Annotated in this window: 22 protein-coding genes; 16 read left to right on the forward strand and 6 right to left on the reverse strand. The window is 56.8% G+C overall.

Annotation, left to right across the window (positions count from 1 at the left end):
• Together rpsP and ffh are read right to left on the reverse strand one after the other, a co-directional pair.
• Nucleotides 1-444 carry a 30S ribosomal protein S16 gene (rpsP, locus tag ACHZCJ_RS03500; protein WP_321323935.1) on the reverse strand — a complete coding sequence of 148 codons (444 nt, stop codon included), beginning with the start codon at nt 442-444 and terminating at the stop codon, nt 1-3.
• 44 nt (nt 445-488) lie between these two features.
• Complete coding sequence (ffh, locus tag ACHZCJ_RS03505) at nt 489-1,952, reverse strand: signal recognition particle protein (protein ID WP_321323937.1); 1,464 nt, start codon at nt 1,950-1,952, stop codon at nt 489-491.
• Nucleotides 1,953-2,209: 257 nt separating this feature from the next.
• Here ffh and ACHZCJ_RS03510 point away from each other — a divergent pair, with 257 nt between their 5' ends.
• The 5 genes from ACHZCJ_RS03510 to ACHZCJ_RS03530 all read left to right on the forward strand — a co-directional run bounded on the left by ACHZCJ_RS03510 (nt 2,210) and on the right by ACHZCJ_RS03530 (nt 7,584).
• Nucleotides 2,210-3,883, forward strand: coding sequence for a putative bifunctional diguanylate cyclase/phosphodiesterase (locus ACHZCJ_RS03510; protein ID WP_394700022.1), 1,674 nt, complete (start codon nt 2,210-2,212; stop codon nt 3,881-3,883).
• Between the two features lie 71 nt (nt 3,884-3,954).
• Nucleotides 3,955-4,761 (forward strand): diaminopimelate epimerase, encoded by an 807-nt coding sequence (gene dapF, locus ACHZCJ_RS03515; protein WP_321323941.1) that lies wholly within the window; start codon nt 3,955-3,957, stop codon nt 4,759-4,761.
• Nucleotides 4,758-6,023, forward strand: a complete 1,266-nt coding sequence (gene mtaB, locus ACHZCJ_RS03520; protein ID WP_321323943.1) for a tRNA (N(6)-L-threonylcarbamoyladenosine(37)-C(2))-methylthiotransferase MtaB — start codon at nt 4,758-4,760, stop codon at nt 6,021-6,023. The genes dapF and mtaB overlap by 4 nt, the downstream gene beginning before the upstream one ends.
• On the forward strand, nt 6,020-6,949 hold the full coding sequence (gene ftsY, locus ACHZCJ_RS03525; RefSeq protein WP_321323946.1) for a signal recognition particle-docking protein FtsY: 930 nt from the start codon (nt 6,020-6,022) through the stop codon (nt 6,947-6,949). The genes mtaB and ftsY overlap by 4 nt, the downstream gene beginning before the upstream one ends.
• Nucleotides 6,946-7,584, forward strand: coding sequence for an inner membrane-spanning protein YciB (locus tag ACHZCJ_RS03530; RefSeq protein WP_321323947.1), 639 nt, complete (start codon nt 6,946-6,948; stop codon nt 7,582-7,584). Before ftsY ends, ACHZCJ_RS03530 begins: the two co-directional genes overlap by 4 nt.
• A 21-nt stretch (nt 7,585-7,605) precedes the next feature.
• On the opposite strand, the gene ACHZCJ_RS03535 is transcribed toward ACHZCJ_RS03530, so the two are convergent.
• Entirely contained in the window at nt 7,606-8,211 is a 606-nt protein-coding gene (locus ACHZCJ_RS03535; RefSeq protein WP_159642379.1) for a superoxide dismutase, read from the reverse strand.
• A gap of 183 nt (nt 8,212-8,394) precedes the next feature.
• On the opposite strand from ACHZCJ_RS03535, the gene ACHZCJ_RS03540 reads away from it, so the two are divergent.
• On the forward strand, nt 8,395-8,958 hold the full coding sequence (locus ACHZCJ_RS03540) for a urate hydroxylase PuuD (RefSeq protein WP_321323950.1): 564 nt from the start codon (nt 8,395-8,397) through the stop codon (nt 8,956-8,958).
• A 48-nt stretch (nt 8,959-9,006) separates the two neighbouring features.
• On the opposite strand, the gene pspF is transcribed toward ACHZCJ_RS03540, so the two are convergent.
• Complete coding sequence (gene pspF / locus ACHZCJ_RS03545; RefSeq protein ID WP_321323952.1) at nt 9,007-10,053, reverse strand: phage shock protein operon transcriptional activator; 1,047 nt, start codon at nt 10,051-10,053, stop codon at nt 9,007-9,009.
• Nucleotides 10,054-10,211: 158 nt separating this feature from the next.
• Here pspF and ACHZCJ_RS03550 point away from each other — a divergent pair, with 158 nt between their 5' ends.
• The 10 genes from ACHZCJ_RS03550 (at nt 10,212) to ACHZCJ_RS03595 (ending at nt 13,910) form a co-directional block, all read left to right on the forward strand.
• Nucleotides 10,212-10,388: a hypothetical protein gene (locus ACHZCJ_RS03550; protein ID WP_159642375.1), complete on the forward strand. Its 177-nt coding sequence runs from the start codon at nt 10,212-10,214 to the stop codon at nt 10,386-10,388.
• A 149-nt stretch (nt 10,389-10,537) separates the two neighbouring features.
• Nucleotides 10,538-11,212, forward strand: coding sequence for a phage shock protein PspA (gene pspA / locus ACHZCJ_RS03555; RefSeq protein ID WP_321323954.1), 675 nt, complete (start codon nt 10,538-10,540; stop codon nt 11,210-11,212).
• Nucleotides 11,212-11,520: an envelope stress response membrane protein PspB gene (gene pspB / locus ACHZCJ_RS03560; RefSeq protein ID WP_100094848.1), complete on the forward strand. Its 309-nt coding sequence runs from the start codon at nt 11,212-11,214 to the stop codon at nt 11,518-11,520. Before pspA ends, pspB begins: the two co-directional genes overlap by 1 nt.
• On the forward strand, nt 11,517-11,900 hold the full coding sequence (pspC, locus tag ACHZCJ_RS03565) for an envelope stress response membrane protein PspC (RefSeq protein WP_100094849.1): 384 nt from the start codon (nt 11,517-11,519) through the stop codon (nt 11,898-11,900). The genes pspB and pspC overlap by 4 nt, the downstream gene beginning before the upstream one ends.
• Nucleotides 11,901-11,924: 24 nt before the next feature.
• Nucleotides 11,925-12,224 carry a hypothetical protein gene (locus tag ACHZCJ_RS03570; RefSeq protein WP_159642371.1) on the forward strand — a complete coding sequence of 100 codons (300 nt, stop codon included), beginning with the start codon at nt 11,925-11,927 and terminating at the stop codon, nt 12,222-12,224.
• Nucleotides 12,224-12,553, forward strand: a complete 330-nt coding sequence (locus tag ACHZCJ_RS03575; RefSeq protein ID WP_159642369.1) for a hypothetical protein — start codon at nt 12,224-12,226, stop codon at nt 12,551-12,553. The genes ACHZCJ_RS03570 and ACHZCJ_RS03575 overlap by 1 nt, the downstream gene beginning before the upstream one ends.
• 13 nt (nt 12,554-12,566) lie before the next feature.
• Nucleotides 12,567-12,821 carry a hypothetical protein gene (locus ACHZCJ_RS03580; RefSeq protein WP_159642367.1) on the forward strand — a complete coding sequence of 85 codons (255 nt, stop codon included), beginning with the start codon at nt 12,567-12,569 and terminating at the stop codon, nt 12,819-12,821.
• Between the two features lie 32 nt (nt 12,822-12,853).
• The gene (locus ACHZCJ_RS03585) at nt 12,854-13,114 is read left to right on the forward strand and encodes a hypothetical protein (RefSeq protein WP_159642365.1); all 261 of its coding nucleotides are present in this window, start codon (nt 12,854-12,856) and stop codon (nt 13,112-13,114) included.
• A 30-nt stretch (nt 13,115-13,144) separates the two neighbouring features.
• On the forward strand, nt 13,145-13,375 hold the full coding sequence (locus tag ACHZCJ_RS03590; RefSeq protein ID WP_089134678.1) for a hypothetical protein: 231 nt from the start codon (nt 13,145-13,147) through the stop codon (nt 13,373-13,375).
• Between the two features lie 124 nt (nt 13,376-13,499).
• Nucleotides 13,500-13,910 carry a SufE family protein gene (locus tag ACHZCJ_RS03595; protein WP_321323963.1) on the forward strand — a complete coding sequence of 137 codons (411 nt, stop codon included), beginning with the start codon at nt 13,500-13,502 and terminating at the stop codon, nt 13,908-13,910.
• Between the two features lie 146 nt (nt 13,911-14,056).
• Here ACHZCJ_RS03595 and ACHZCJ_RS03600 read toward each other — a convergent pair whose 3' ends face one another.
• Together ACHZCJ_RS03600 and ACHZCJ_RS03605 are read right to left on the reverse strand one after the other, a co-directional pair.
• Complete coding sequence (locus tag ACHZCJ_RS03600; protein WP_089132466.1) at nt 14,057-14,593, reverse strand: J domain-containing protein; 537 nt, start codon at nt 14,591-14,593, stop codon at nt 14,057-14,059.
• A gap of 50 nt (nt 14,594-14,643) precedes the next feature.
• Nucleotides 14,644-16,296, reverse strand: a complete 1,653-nt coding sequence (locus ACHZCJ_RS03605) for a caspase family protein (protein ID WP_321323966.1) — start codon at nt 16,294-16,296, stop codon at nt 14,644-14,646.
• Nucleotides 16,297-16,324: the final 28 nt, after the last annotated feature.

A 16,324-nucleotide genomic window follows, 5' to 3' on the forward strand; every position in this document is an offset into this window, starting at 1 on the left:
TTAACCCTCGGACTTTTCTTCGGTTGCAGCTTCTTCAGCGGGTGCTTCTTCGGCTGGTGCTTCTTCAGCAGGAGCCGCAGCGGCTTCCTTGGCGGCTTCTTCGGCAGCAGCTGCTTTTTCCGCTTTTTCTTCCAGACGCTCGGTGGCCTTCTCGCCTGGCTTGCCCTTGTTCGGGTTGTTGCGCGCTTCACGCTTCATCAGACCGGCGGCGTCAAGGAAGCGGGCGACGCGGTCGGAGGGCTGTGCGCCGTTTTCGAGCCAGTGCTTTGCCCGTTCGGTGTCCAGAACAACACGCTTTTCGTCATCTTTCGCGAGCAGCGGATTGTAGCTGCCGATGCGTTCGATAAACTTGCCGTCGCGCGGGGCGCGGGCATCGGCGATCACGATTTTATAGTAAGGGCGTTTCTTGGAACCGCCACGGGACATTCTCATTGCTACTGCCATTGTAATAAACCTTTCTAAAAATACATAAATTCAAACTGTTACGACTATTTCTTCTTGTTCAATAAATTCGCCAGATCAGGGGGAAGGCCGCCTGATGTCATGTCGGGCAGCCCGGGCATGCCAGCGAGGCCGCCATCCTGGCCACCCATCCCCGCCCCGGCGGCTCCGCCACCATTGCCAAACATCGACATCAGCCCCTTGATTCCGCCCATTTTCTTGATGCGCTTCATCGCCTTGGCCATTTCCTGATGCATCTTGAGCAGCTTGTTGACATCCTGCACCGTGGTACCGGAACCGATCGCGACCCGGCGCTTGCGCTTGGCGTTGAGAAGGCCCGGACGACTCCGCTCTTCCTTGGTCATCGACCCGATGATGGCATCCATGCGAACCAGAACCTTTTCATCCATCGCGCCGCCGGCCATCGCCGCTTTCGCCTTTTTCATGCCCGGCATCATCGAAGCCATGGCACCCAGACCACCCATCTTGGTCATCTGATTAAGCTGCGAGCGCAGATCATTGAGATCGAACTGCCCCTTGAGCATTTTCTCGGCAAGCGCTTCGGATTCTTCCTTGTCGACGACCTGTGCCGCTTTTTCGACCAGGCTGACAACATCGCCCATGCCCAATATCCGGCCGGCAACGCGTTCCGGGTGGAATTCTTCCAGAGAATCGATCTTCTCGCCGACACCGACAAATTTGATCGGCTTGCCGGTGACGGCTCGCATAGACAGCGCCGCACCGCCGCGGGCATCACCATCCATCCGGGTCAGGACCACGCCGCTCAGATCGACCTGATCGGAAAAATTCTGCGCTACATTGACGGCATCCTGGCCGGTCAGTGCATCGACAACCAGCAGCGTTTCCTGCGGCTTGGCAATGTCGGCCACCGCCTTCATCTCGTCCATCAGCTGCTGGTCGACATGCAAGCGGCCGGCAGTATCCAGCAGCAGAACATCAAAGCCCTGCAATTTGGCGGCTTGCAACGCACGCCTGGCAATTTCGACCGGCTGCTGGCCGGCTACAATCGGCAGGGTGGCAGCATTGATCTGCTCGCCCAGTACTGCCAGCTGCTCCTGCGCAGCCGGACGGTTGACATCGAGAGAGGCCATCATGACCTTCTTATTCTCTTTGTCCTTTAGCCGTTTGGCGATTTTCGCGGTCGTGGTCGTCTTACCGGACCCCTGCAGGCCGACCATCATGATGATGGCGGGTGGAGCAACCGACAACTCAAGACCGCTGACCTCGGAACCCAGCATTTCGGCAATACCGTCATTGACGATCTTGACCACTTGCTGGCCCGGCGTGACCGATTTGAGGACCGACTGGCCTACCGCCTGCTCGGTGACCTTCTCAACGAAATCCTTGACGACGGGCAGCGCGACATCGGCCTCGAGCAAGGCAATCCGCACTTCCCGCATGGCACCGCGAACATCTTCTTCCCGCAGGGCACCACGGCCGCGCAACTTGTCGAATACGCCACCAAGGCGGTCGCTCAACTTATCAAACATGTCTCCGCCTTTCTTCCTTCAAGAGACCGGTTTCCCGGCCAACGCAAAAAGCGCCGATGGGCGAAACCTCGCTGATCGACGTGTGAGTTTTTCGAACTCTAAACTGGGTTGGCGATACAAGCATCGCCTGATTTGGCAGGCTATTAGTGCAGTTCGGGCGATATCGCAAGCCTGGAATTTCAAAGATATGAACAGCTGTTAACCAGAAATTGAGAACTGTTTGGCAAAAGCCGTCCGGCAACAGCGGGAAAACAACTATGGCTCGACCGGCAGCCGACCAACATCTCAGGTTGATGAAGAACGGTTATAAGATTTCGATTGGTCGTGATGTTGTAACCGGCGTCATCGTCATTCTGGCAATTTTGATGTTCGCCGGCACCGGCGGCACTGTGCTGTCCGATGCTATCGGTTCGATCACTGGCCAGACCAAGGCCGGCGACAATGTGCTGGTCCCCGCTTTCCTGCTGAATATCGCCCTGATCCTGTTCGGCTGGCGCCGATATAATGACTTGACCAAAGAGGTCGAAGAACGGGCCGCCGCGGAGCAGCTGGCTCGCTCTCTTGCTGTTACCGATCCGCTAACCGGACTGCTCAACCGTCGCACCATCGGCGAAAGAACAGCGGAAATGATCAGTCTCGCGCAAAAGCAGAAAAAGAGCATAACATTCATGATGCTCGATCTCGACAATTTCAAAGCCATCAACGATGTACACGGCCATAGCGCCGGCGACGCCGTATTGAAGCAAGTAGCCAATCGTTTGCAGCGTGTATTGCCGCCCCATAATCTGCTGGCACGGCTTGGCGGTGACGAATTTGCCTGCGCCTTTGTATTCAACCCCGAACAGCCGACAATGGTTGAACGGATTGCCGATGATCTGATCGAAACAATCGCGGCACCGATTGTCGAAAATGGCATACAGCTTGCCGTGACCACATCGATCGGCATGGCCCGCTATGATTCAGAATCGGAGGGCGTTGATCTGCTGATGCGCCGCGCCGACATCGCCATGTACAATTCGAAGAAGCAGGGCCGAAACCGCTATTGCTGGTTTGACATTAACATGGAGCAGGAACTGCAAACGCGCAGCCTGCTGGAAACCGGCATGCGAATGGGCATCCCCAATGGAGAGTTCGTTCCCTATTTCGAGCAGCAGATTGATCTCGCTACCGGAAAATTGACCGGCTTTGAAGTTCTTGCCCGCTGGGAATCGCCGACACAGGGGCTGATTTCGCCGGAAGTATTCATCCCGATCGCCGAAGAAACCGGAATGATCGGTGATCTGTCACTCAGCATCATGCGGCAGGCGCTCGACCACGCAAAATATTGGGACCCGTCGCTGAAGATTTCCGTCAATATCGCGCCGGTCCAGCTGCTTGATCCTTGGCTGGCGCAGAAAATCGTCAAACTGCTTGTCGAAAGCGGATTTCCGCCGAGCCGTCTGGAAATCGAGATTACAGAAAGTGCACTGTTCGAGAATCTAAGCCTCGCCCAGTCGATCGTCGGCAGTCTGAAAAATCAGGACATCAAAATTGCCCTCGACGATTTCGGGACCGGCTATAGCTCACTCGCCCACCTGCGCGCCCTGCCGTTTGACCGGATCAAGATTGACCGCAGCTTTGTCTCGTCCCTAATGCACAATGCGGAAAGCAAGGCTATCGTGAAGGCGATCAACGGCCTGGGCGAAAGTCTCGGCCTGCCAATCACCGCAGAAGGCATCGAGGATAAGGATACCGAGAATGCGTTGCGCAGCATCGGCTGTGCCCAGGGTCAGGGCTGGTATTATGGACGCCCCTGTACGGCGCTCGAAACGCGGAAGATTCTCGCCCAGCGCAATTTGTTGCCGGCCGGTGATCTGGACGAACCGGAGACCGCGCAAACCGGAGCCAGCGCCTCCCCCACCGTAAAAGAACCGATGCAAAACGCAGGCTAGGACCACCTGCCGCCAGCGATTGCTAGCCGAATAGCTGGACTCCCGGGAACGGCATCCCTAAATCGCTGGTCATGACCACAGGACGCTTCCATAAAATGCACGGATTGGGCAATGATTTTGTCATCATCGATGCGCGCGAAACGGAAATGAACCTGTCGAGCGCGATAGCGACCGCCATCGCAGACCGGCGTAGCGGTATCGGCTGCGATCAGCTGATCGTGTTGCGCCCGTCTTCTGTTGCCGATGTGAGGATGCAGATATTCAATGCCGACGGCAGCGAAGTCGAGGCCTGTGGCAATGCCAGCCGATGCGTCGCCAAGCTGATCGGCGACGAGACACGGATCGAGACCGCCGGCGGCATCATTACCGGCCATGCGACCGAAGAGGGTGCCATTGTCGATATGGGCAAGCCCCGTTTCGAATGGCAGTCCATTCCCCTTGCCTATGCCATGGATACGCTTTCCATGCCGGTCGGCTGGGAAGATTTGCAAAATCCCGCGACCGTCAATGTCGGCAACCCGCATGTCATATTCTTTGTCGATGACAGCGATGGCGTCGAGTTGGAGCGCCTCGGACCGATGATCGAAGTCGACCCGCTGTTTCCGGACAAGGTCAACGTCAATATCGCCCATATTGCCGATGGAATCATCCATTTGCGGGTCTGGGAGCGGGGTGTCGGCCTGACGCGGGCCTGCGGCACCGGTGCCTGCGCCACCGCCGTGGCGGCGATCAGGCGCGGTCTGGTGAACAGCCCGGTACAGGTCAATTTGCCGGGCGGGTCTCTCACAATCAGCTGGCAGGACGGCGAGCATATCCAGATGCAGGGCCCGACCACCTATGTCTTTTCCGGCGAAGCAGACTGGGACCGGTTCGGATGAACGCACCGGAAATGATCAGCATGGGCTGCCGGCTCAATATCGCAGAAAGCGAGACTTTGCGGCAAAATCTTGCGGCCAGCAATATTGACGGCGACAATCTGGTGATCGTCAACAGCTGCGCGGTTACCAACGAAGCGGTCCGGCAAACCCGGCAAGCCATAAGGCGGGCCAAGAAGAAAAATCCGGAAAAGAATATCATTGTCACCGGATGTGCCGCGCAGATTGACCCCGCCATGTTTGCCGACATGCCGGAAACCAGCGCGGTGGTCGGCAATTCCGACAAATATGATGCAGCCAATTTCAAACTGGGTCTGCAAAGCAATCATCCGGACATCCGGGTTTCCGATATCATGGAGATCACGGAAACCGCGCCGCATATGGTCGGCGCCTTTGCCGACCGTTCGCGCGCCTTCGTGGAGATACAGAATGGCTGTGACCATCGCTGTACCTTCTGCATCATCCCTTATGGCCGCGGAAACAGCCGGTCCGTCCCGGCGGGGGAAGTCGTCAGCCAAGTCCAAGCGCTGGTTGACCAAGGCTTTAAAGAAGTGGTTCTTACCGGCGTCGACGTTACCAGCTATGGTCCGGATCTTCCGGGCGAACCGACTCTCGGCATGCTGGTCGAGCGGATATTGAAATTCGTGCCGGACTTGCCAAGACTGCGGCTGTCGTCGCTTGACGGGATCGAGATTGACGACCGGCTGTTCGATTTGCTTACCGGTGAGGTACGGATCATGCCCCATGTCCATTTGTCTCTGCAATCGGGTGACGACATGATCCTCAAGCGGATGAAGCGGCGGCACAGTCGCGAACAGGCAATCACGCTGGTCGCACAGCTGAAAGCGAAGCGGCCGGAAATTGCGATAGGGGCGGATATCATCGCTGGTTTTCCGACCGAAGAGGAAAACATGTTCGCTAACAGCCTGGCCATAGTCGACCAATGCGACATAGTTCACGGGCATATATTTCCCTATTCACCGAAATCGGGCACGCCCGCAGCGAAGATGCCGCAGGTCGAAGGGCATATCGTTCGGGAAAGAGCGAAAATATTGCGCAATCGCGTAACGGAACGCGCCGCACAATGGCGGCAGTCGCTCGTTGGGACGCAACAGAAGCTGTTGGTCGAGATGTCGGGCGATGCCGGATATGCGGAAAATTTCTCTCGCGTGCAGCTCGACCGACCGGCTGGCAAGGGACAGATCGTGCCAGTGGAGATTACCGGCATGCAAAACAAACAATTGATTGGTAGAGTGACAGCGTGAGCGAGAATAGCAGTTGGAAAGACCGCCTGTTCGGCGGATTTAGCAAGACATCCTCCCGGCTGACCGAGAATCTGACCGGGCTGGTGACCAAGGCCAAGCTTGATGACGCCACGCTCGACGATATCGAGGACGCGCTGATCATGTCGGATCTGGGTCCGGCTACGGCCGCCTCGATCCGTGAGAAATTGGCTACCGAACGCTTTGAAAAAGGCCTGAGTGAGCAGGCGGTGAAAGAAATCATCCAGCGCGAGATTTCCGCGATTCTGGAACCGGTAGCGGTTCCGTTGGAGATCGACGCCTTTCCCCGCCCCCAGGTCATTTTGGTCATCGGCGTCAACGGTTCGGGCAAGACCACCACCATCGCCAAGCTGGCCCATCTGTTTCTGGAACAGGATTATGGCGTCATGCTGGCGGCGGGTGATACTTTTCGCGCGGCTGCAATCGGGCAGCTCAAGGTCTGGGCCGAACGACTGGGCGTACCCATTGTCAGCGGGCCGCAAGGCGGCGACAGCGCCAGCATAGTTTACGAAGGCGTCAAACAGGCAACGGCCACCGGGATCGACGTGTTAATCGTCGATACAGCCGGACGGCTGCAAAACCGCAGCGAATTGATGGACGAACTGGACAAGATCCGGCGGGTGCTCGGCCGACTCAATCCGGAAGCGCCGCATAATGTGGTGCTGGTGCTGGATGCCACGACCGGACAAAATGCCCTGTCGCAGATTGAAGTGTTTCAGGACGTGGCCAAGGTCACCGGCCTTATCATGACCAAGCTCGACGGTACCGCCCGCGGCGGCGTTCTGGTGGCGGCGGCAAAACAGTTCGGAATGCCGATCCACGCCATCGGGGTTGGTGAAACAATAGAAGACCTGCGCCCCTTCAAGGCCGAAGATCTGGCCGCAGCCATAGCCGGGATAGAATCATGACCGAAGCCACAGCAATTGAAGAAATTCCGAAAGAGCACAGAGGCCTGAGCTTCGCGCTCGATTTCGGCCCGCTGCTGCTGTTCTTTCTGGTCTATAAATTCGGTGCCCCCGAGGGCAATCCCATCACCTCGGCGATTTATGGCACGATCGCCTTCATGATCGCCATCGTCATCGCGATGATCGTATCGAAATGGAAGCTGGGCAAGATTTCGCCGATGATGTGGATGTCCGCGATCCTGATCCTCGGGTTCGGCGCCCTTACCATCTATTTCAATGATCCGCGATTCATCCAGCACAAGCCGACGATCATCTATGCCGGCTTTGCAATCATATTATTTGGCGGGTTGCTGCGCGGCAAGGCCATGCTGAAAAGTCTGCTGCAGGCGGCGTTTGAAGGACTGAGCGACGAAGGCTGGCTGAAACTCTCGCGCAACTGGGCGCTGTTTTTTACCGGCATGGCGGCTATCAATGAACTGATGGTGGCTATGCTGAGCTTTGACTGGTGGTTGACCATCAAGGTCTGGGGTGTAACCGCCGCCTCCTTCATCTTTGCCATGGCCAACATCCCGATGCTGATGAAGCACGGTTTTTCGGTTGAAGAAAAGCCGCGCCCTGATGGTCAGGACGCGGCTTGAATATAGTTCTGCTACTGGTCTTTAGCCCTGGTCGGCGCGGCTGACACCGTCTCCGTCAAGGTTCAGCGCAACAAAGTCCCAGTCGACCGCATTGTCGAGCAGTGCGGATACATAGTCCGGACGTGCGTTCTGATAATCGAGATAATAGGCATGTTCCCAGACATCGAGCGTGAACAACGGTTTCACGCCATGAACGACAGGCGTGTCGGCATCATGATAGGAAGTGATCTTCAGTTCGTCACCGTCCAGTACCAACCATGCCCAACCGCTGGCGAAGTGACCAACGGCCTCTTCCTTGAACTTGCTTTTGAATTCTTCGATCGAACCAAAGCTGCTTTCGAGCCGGTCTTTCAACTCGCCGGTAATTTCCTTTTTCTCGGGCGAAAGGCAAAGCCAGTAGAAGCTGTGGTTCCAGACCTGAGCGGAATTGTTGAACAGACCGCCGTCGGCCGCCTCAATGACTTCGGAAAGCTTTTTTCCTTCGTGGTCTGTGCCGGCGATCGCGTCATTGGTCTTGCTTACATAGGCGTTATGATGCTTGCCGTGGTGATAGTTGAACGTGTCTTCGGAAATCAGGTCGCCGAAGGCGGTTTTTTCATAAGGTAACGGGGGCAGTTCGAAAGCCATATCGTCTTTTCTCCATAGTTTTTGAGATGTGGTGCCTCAACGCATCAATAGCATAAAAGATGCAAGCATAAATATTCCGATAATCGTCAGGCGCGGTTAAAAAGCCATTTTTTCGTGACATAGACCTATGGGTTGCATAAAGTTAATGTCTGATTGCAAATTGGATCATCCGGGGGGAATGTAATGGCGAAATTTTTTGGAAATCTTAATGCGGTGATGATTGTCGGCCTGATCGCTGCGGTCGCGCTTATGTTCGGCCTGCACGGTGATATGGTCACCGGCAATGCTATCGGTCGCTGGCTGCATCTGTTCTTCGGGGTGTTGTGGATCGGTCTGCTCTATTATCTGAATTTTGTACAGGTACCGCTGATGCCTGCCATTCCGGACGATCTGAAGCCGGCTGTCGGCAAGCATATCGCGCCGAAAGTCTTGTTCTATTTCCGCTGGGCTGCCCTGCTCACCGTGATCACCGGTCTTTACGTCGCTTGGGCCAGCGGCTGGGTTCATCAGGCGATGACCTTGCAGCAGCCATTCACGCTGATCGGCGTGGGCATGTGGATCGCCATCGTCATGGCGGCCAATGTCTGGTTCATTATCTGGCCGAAGCAGAAGAAAGTTCTCGGCATTGTCGAAGCGACAGCAGACGAGAAAGCCGCAGCGGGCAAGGTTGCACTGATGGCATCGCGCACCAATGTGCTGCTTTCGCTGCCGATGTTCTACACCATGGTAAACGCCAACGCCGGATAGAAATGGAAGAATTGGAAGCATGTGAAGGGGGCCCGGGAGCCCCCTTTTTCATGTGCCCAGAAGGTCGTGCCGCTTCAGCGAATGGCGCAGCTGGTCATAGGTCAGGTTGAGCGCCTTGGCCGTCTGCCGCTGATTGTAGCGCGACCTCGCCAGCGCTGCTTCCAATATCCGTTTCTCGAAGGCCTCCACTGCCGCCTTCATGTCGTCGACTCCGTCGAGGGCAAGACCGGATACTGGAGTCTCGACGCGCGCCGGCACCGCTTCTGCAACGGACTCTTCCGTCGCTTCACTTTTCCGTTTAGCCTGCATTTCTCGTGGCTTCCATGGTGACTCGAACGGATCGAACACTATATGATCGACCGGTCTGCCGTGATCATTCCACTGGTAGACGGCGCGCTCAGTCACATTGCGAAGTTCGCGGACATTGCCCGGCCATTCGTGCCGGTTCAGCGCTTCCGACGCCAGCCGTCCGAAGCCCGGCCACGACGGCCATTCCAGTTCCGCCGCCATCCGCCGACCGAAATAATCAGCCAGCACCGGAATGTCGCCTTCGCGAACGCGCAACGGTGGCAGGGTGACCACCTCGAACGATAGCCGGTCGAGCAGGTCGGCGCGGAATCTGTTGTCCTCCGCCATTTTCGGCAGGTCGGCATTGGTGGCAGCGACAATGCGGACATCAACCCGCTGCGGCCGTGACGACCCGATCCGCGTAATTTCGCCATATTCCACCGCCCGCAAGAGCCGCTCCTGCGCGCCGGTGGACAGGGTGCCCAGTTCGTCGAGAAACAGGGTGCCGCCGTCGGCCTCTTCAAACCGCCCTACCCGCGCCTTGGTGGCGCCGGTAAAAGCGCCGGCTTCATGCCCGAACAGTTCCGCCTCGATCAGCGTTTCCGGCATAGCCGCGCAATTGAGCGTTACAAATGGTCCGTCCCACCGCATACTGAGCCGATGCAGGCGTTCCGCGATCAGCTCCTTGCCGGTGCCTCGCTCGCCTACTACCAGCACCGGACGGTTAAGCGGCGCCGCGCGGCTGGCTTTTTCCACGGCGTCGAGAAAAGCGCCCGATTCGCCGACAAATTGACCTTCGCGTTCCATAGCCAAGATATAGTGGGAATTCCCACTAAATAGCAATTAATACTATGCGATCCATGCCAAGAAAAATCCTTTATCTATATATTACAGTATCTTAATGAAGTTGGCACGGCTTCTGCAATGTTGGTTTCATATACGCAACACAACTACTGGAGAACACCATGCCAGCCCTGAACAAAATGAGCCGCACCGATATTTCCGCGATTGTCTCGATCCTGCTTTTCAGCGCGGTCATATTGATTAGTGCCGTCGGCCCCGCACAGGCCGAAGGTACGATGGTGAAAAACCAGCCCGAGTCCCCCGCTGTCAGCTTCGTTAACCTAGGTTATCCGGCGTGACAGACAAAATGGCCGGGACCCCTTCTTTCCCCCTTGTCGAAGTCAGGTCCCGGCCACCTTTTGAAATTCACCAGGTTGATGTAGAGCAGGATCGGAACGAAGGTTCGAACAAGTTCAATCACAACCGCAGACCTAACCGGAGTATGTACATGGCAGGTATTTTTTCAAGAACACGCGACATCATCGCCGCCAACGTCACAGACATGCTGGACAAGGCCGAAGATCCGTCGAAGATGATCCGGATGATCATCCTCGAGATGGAGGAAACCCTGGTCGAAGTTCGCGCCTCTGCCGCGCGCACCATCGCTGACCAGAAGGAAATGCGCCGTCATATCGACAAGCTCGACCATCTGACCGAAGACTGGAGCGAGAAAGCCCAGCTCGCGCTCTCCAAGGATCGAGAAGACCTGGCCAAGGCAGCCCTCGTCGAGAAGCGCAAGGCTGCCGACATGGCCGATCAGTTGAAAGCGGAAATCCAGACCCTTGATGATTCGCTTCGGTCATCCGAAGGCGATATCGCCAAATTGCAGAAGAAACTGCAGGAAGCCCGCTCGCGCCAGAGCAGCCTGGTCAACCGGCTGGAAAGCGCAGAGAACCGCGTGAAGCTGCGCGAAATGTATAATGGTGAAAAGGTCCACGATGCCTTCTCCCGGTTTGAATATCTCGAACGCCAGGTCGATTTTGCCGAAGGCCGCGCCGACGCGCTTGGCATGGGCGGCGAACCGCAGAGCCTGGAAAACCAGATCGCGGCGCTGGAATCCAGCGACAAGGTCGATGAAGAACTGGAAGCCATGAAGGCAGCCATGAAGAAAAGGGACGCATAATGCAGGAAGAACTGATCATCATTCCCATCGTCATGGGAACATTGTTCATCGGTCTCCCCTGGTTGATTTTCCACTATGTGACCAAATGGAAAACCGCCGCGACCATCACCAATGAAGACGAACATTTGCTGGAAGAACTCCACCACATGGCCCGCCGTCTGGACGACCGGATGGAAACCATCGAACGGATCATGGCAGCGGACAACCCCGACTGGCGGCAATCCGCCCTGCCGGCTTCGAAAGCCGAACAAGCCCCAACGCTCGAAAATTTTGACGAGCTTCTGAAGAAGGAAAGGCACCCCTCATGAGCTCCTCACGCACGAAATTCTATCTCGACAAGCAGCGCGCAAAATGGAGCGGTGTCTGCGCCGGGATCGCCGACTATACCGGGATCAATGTCGCCTGGGTCCGGCTCGCAGCCATCATCGCGACCGTGACCTTCGCCTTTCCGTGGACGCTGGTCGCTTACTGGGTCGCGGCAAAAATATCCGAACCGAAACCGGTCGGCATGTATCTGAGCGATCCGGAAGACACGAAATTCTGGCAGGGCGTGCGCCAGTCACCGCGCCGCACGACCCGCGATATCAAGTCGCGCTTCCGGGAAATCGACCGCAAGCTGGCCGACATGGAACTTTACTACACCAGCAAGAACACGACTCTGTCGAACGAAATTGAAAATCTGCGCTGAACCAGCGGAATAGGGAGAAAGACTATGGATTGGGGAAGCCCCGAATTCGTTATAGCGATCATCGCCATCAGCACCGCCGGGTGGATCGTCAATAACTGGATACGTGCCAAGCACGGATATGAGCTGGAAGACGAGTGGGGAGGAAAAACCACCAGGACCAACCCTGACGAACAACGCAAGATCGAACTGCTTTCCAGTGAAAACGAAACCTTGGTCGGCAAGATCGACCGTCTGCAGGAGCGGCTGCAGGTCCTCGAACGGATCGCTACCGATCCCGCCAAGCGCACCGCTGACGAAATCGAAGCCTTGAGAGAGGAAAACTGATGGATCCCGATAAAATTGCCCTGCTCACAACTCTCGCCCCCATGATTGCAACGGTCACGGCCATAGCCGTCGGCGGCTGGGTCCTGACCACCTGGATGCGGATCAAGAACGGCTATCCGCTGGAGAACCAGTGGGGCAAATCGGTCTATCCAAAAACCGACCAGGAGGCGGTCGAACGAGTCAAGCTGCTGACCAACGAGAATGCCGAACTGCGCGCCGAAATCGGCTCGATGAAAGACCGGCTCGCCAATGTAGAGCGGATCGTCACCGACGACAGCCACCGCCTGACGCAGGAAATCGAACAATTGCGCGACAAGCGCACGAATTGAAGGGAGAGAGACAATGGAAGGAATAATTGCCCTGCTGATACCATTTGGCGCCTTTGCGGTAGCGGGATTTGCCATCTGGACCGGCCATCAGCGCAAGCTGATCAAGATGCGGGGCGAGTTTCCCGCGAGCCATGACGCCGATGCGGAGAGAATGCGCGAGGAGCTCAAATATCTGAAAGACCGCGTTGCGGTTCTGGAGCAGATCACGACCGATGGCCACAGCACGCGGCAGCTGGAAAGCGAGATTGAACAATTGCGCAGCCGCTAACGGGGCCTGCGAAACGTAGAGGGAATGAATAAATGAATCCGTTTGAAATGGTCGTTGCCATCATCATCGTCATAACGATCGGAAAAGTGCTGAGTACCCGTTATCGGGCGAAGCATGGCATTATCGAGGATCAGAACGGCAACGAGATCGCCGCCCCGAGCCAGGGCACTGGCCGCCTGCAGGAAGATGTCAAATATCTGAAAGAGCGTGTGGCGGTACTCGAGAAGATCGCCACCGACGATCGCGGCGCCCGGGAACTGGAAAACGAAATCGAGAAATTGCGGGACCGCTAGGTCGGTCCGGAAAGTGGAAGGACAAGCATGATGCAAGAACCTGCTTTTTATATGATCACTGCGGCTTTTTCGCTGATTGGACTGACGGTCGTGGCGCTGGTTGCCCTGCGGGGCTGGCGTGACTGGATCGCGCTCAAGTCCCGCGAGATCGAGCAGCGGCGCGAGGACAATCCACCAACCGCAACATCGCGGATCGAGGTTGCCGACCTCAAGGAACGTATCCGCAAGCTGGAAGCCATTGCCGCGGGGGTGGAGCTTTAGTAACGCGGTAGAAGACCCGTTTGCGCCGAGCGAAATTGAGACACGCAAGAGCTTCGCGACTTTGCTCAAGGCGGACGCTTAAAACGGGTGACCTTGGCCGCCGACCCTGCTAACCGCCCTGCCCATGAGCAAAATTGACGACCTGATCGAAGAATATGAATTTCTCGAACCCGATGACCGCTACCGCCTGCTGATCGATCTCGGGAAGCAGCTCGATCCGATGCCGGACGCGCTGAAAACCGATGCGACGCTGGTGCGCGGCTGCTCTGCCTCGGTCTGGGTCTATCCCACGCAATTGGATGACGGCCGACTACATTTTCTGGCCGACAGCAATGCCGCCATCACCAAGGGTATTATCGCACTGGTGCTGGAAACCGTGCAAAACCAGACGGCCGAGAAAATTACCGAAACGGACATAGCAGCGCTGCTGGAACCGTTTGACCTGAAGAACCAGCTCAGTTCGAACCGCACCCAGGGCATTCCCAATATGATCGCGCTGATCCAGCAGACCGCGTCGCGGTTGCGGAGCAACTAGTTCTCCTGCGGATGCAGGGATCCGTCTCCCGGTCTCGAACTTGGAGACTTTGACCGGTTCACGCGCGTTGATAGTCTGGTGGCCTAACGGAGCCCGTAATCGTCCAGACGGTAGGAGATGGTTCCCCCTTCGCGGGAGAACAGGGCCTAGACCGGTTTCCAGACGCGCCGCTCTTCGGCGATACGCAGAACGTCGAACGCAGCTTGGGCGGCCTGGAATTTCTTTGCCGCTTCTTCGTCGCCCGGATTGACGTCCGGATGATATTCCTTTGCCATCGAACGCCACGCCTTTTTCACCGTCTCGAATTCGACATCGGGGGTCAGGTCGAAAATCTCCAGCGCGGTCATTTCATCGCGCGAACGGCTGCCGTCGCCGGACCCCATCCAGCTGTAATGCTTGGCTTCCTGATAGGCATTGGCATCGCGCTGTTCATCGGCTTCGCGCTTCTTGCGCTCTTCCTTGTCAAGACCTTCGAAATAGTCCCAGCCCCGGTTATATTCAGCCGCGTGAGTCTGGCAGAAATACCAGCGCTCCGGACTGTTGGGGGATTTCGGCGCAGGACAATTGCCGGGCTCGTCACAACCGTGGCGGTCACAAATCTTGACCTGCTGCGTTTCTCGGGAGCTTTCATAGCTTCCCCAGCGGGGAAAACCCCAGTTATCGGATCGTTTTGCTTTGGGCATGATTGTGACTCTATCAAAGACTGGAGTTAACTGCCAGCTTCTTCGAGCGGCTAGTCACTGGACAAGATATTGGCGGTGACGCGGACCAGATCGGGTCGCTGCTCGAGCTCCGCCTGACTGCTCGCCAGTTTCGCCCAGTATCGCGCTTCACCCGGCGACCGGGGAATGCCCTGCCCGGAATGATGCAGCTGCGCCCATATTGCCCTTGCCCCGGCATAGCCGCCGCGGGCGGCAAGCGAACAATCCTGGGCCACCTGATCCGCACGTCCCTGCTGATAATGCAGTTCGCATATCCAGTTATTGCCTTCCACATTACCGCCATCGGCGAGCGAGCGCAGCTTTCGCAGGGACTCTTCTATCTGCTTTCCATAGATGCCGAGCGCGTAAGTTGCATAGGGATGCCCGCGATCAGATGCGTCGCGGAACAGTGCAATCGCCCGCTCTTTGTCGACAATACCGAATTTCCCCTCCCATAGGGCGAAGCCGAGGTGTGATTGCGCTTTCGCATATCCTTGCGCAGCCGCCAGCAGGTATAATTCCAGTGCGCGGCTTGCCTTGTCAGGCTGATTTTCCTGAAAATACCAGGCCAGTTCCGTCTGTCCGGCCGGGTGTCCCTGCGCCGCGGATTTTTCCAGCCAGACCAGCGCCTGTTCGAGATCCCTGCGCACGCCGATGCCCAAATGGTACATGAACCCCAAAAACGATTGCGCGAGCGGGTCTCCCACTGTCGCCAGCCGCGTCAGGTCGGCGAGACCGACCTCACCAAGAAGCTCGCCCACCAATATGGTTTCGTCTTCGATCGCCAGACGGTCCATCGGAATATTCAGTGTCGACGGGGATGAACCCACCGGCAAAGACGATGTGCTACCGGGAGTGTCCGAAGATACACCAGGTTGATTGAGATAATAATCATCAAACCAGCTGCCATAATGGAAAGGTTGTTGCGGCCCGAAATCCAGTCCTCTGGTATTGGAATAGACTTCCCGCGACACCAGCTTGAAATAGTCCGAAAGTTCGAGACCGGGAATGGCAAGCTTGTTTGCGATCGCCTTGGCGAAAGGGCTGGTCGTGGAATCCACTGGCGCCGCATCCAGTGCCGGCTTGCCTTTGGCGGTAGAGTAAAAGACAGCGCCCTGCGTCATCTCGAGCAACCCCATCGGCGACACATCGCCGTCGGGATCGTCGCTGCTCAGGTCTTTCAGGCGCACAACGGGATCCGGAGTCCGGCAGGCATCCATGAAGAACAGGTTGAACTTCCTGGCCTTCGAGGCTGCTTCCAGCATTTTCTCGAGCGGCAGGAACTCGGTATCCAGTTCGTCTCTGGAGGCGAAAGCCGGCGCATCGACCGGCACCATGAAGTTGCGACCATTATATTCAAAGCCGTGGCCGGCATAATAGACGACGGCGCTTTCGGCTCTGGATGCTTTGGATGCGAACGCCTCGGCAGCGCTGTTCAATTCTGCAATATTTGCATCGCGCACGTCGATGATCTCGAACCCTGCCTTCGCGAAGGCGGTGCAGACATGGTCTATGTCATTGACCGCATTCGCCAATATCGGCCAGTTGAGACCGTCATAGGCGCTGATCCCGATGAGCAACGCAACCCCGCGCTCACCCTGGACGACTGCACATTTCGCCTCTGCCTGGTGCTCGACACCGAACAGGCCGACAAAGACAATACAGCTGAGCAGAAATTTTTTCATGGGTCAGTTTACCACCGACCGCTTGCTG

Source organism: uncultured Parasphingorhabdus sp. (assembly GCF_963677535.2).
In the GTDB taxonomy this organism is placed as follows: domain Bacteria; phylum Pseudomonadota; class Alphaproteobacteria; order Sphingomonadales; family Sphingomonadaceae; genus Parasphingorhabdus.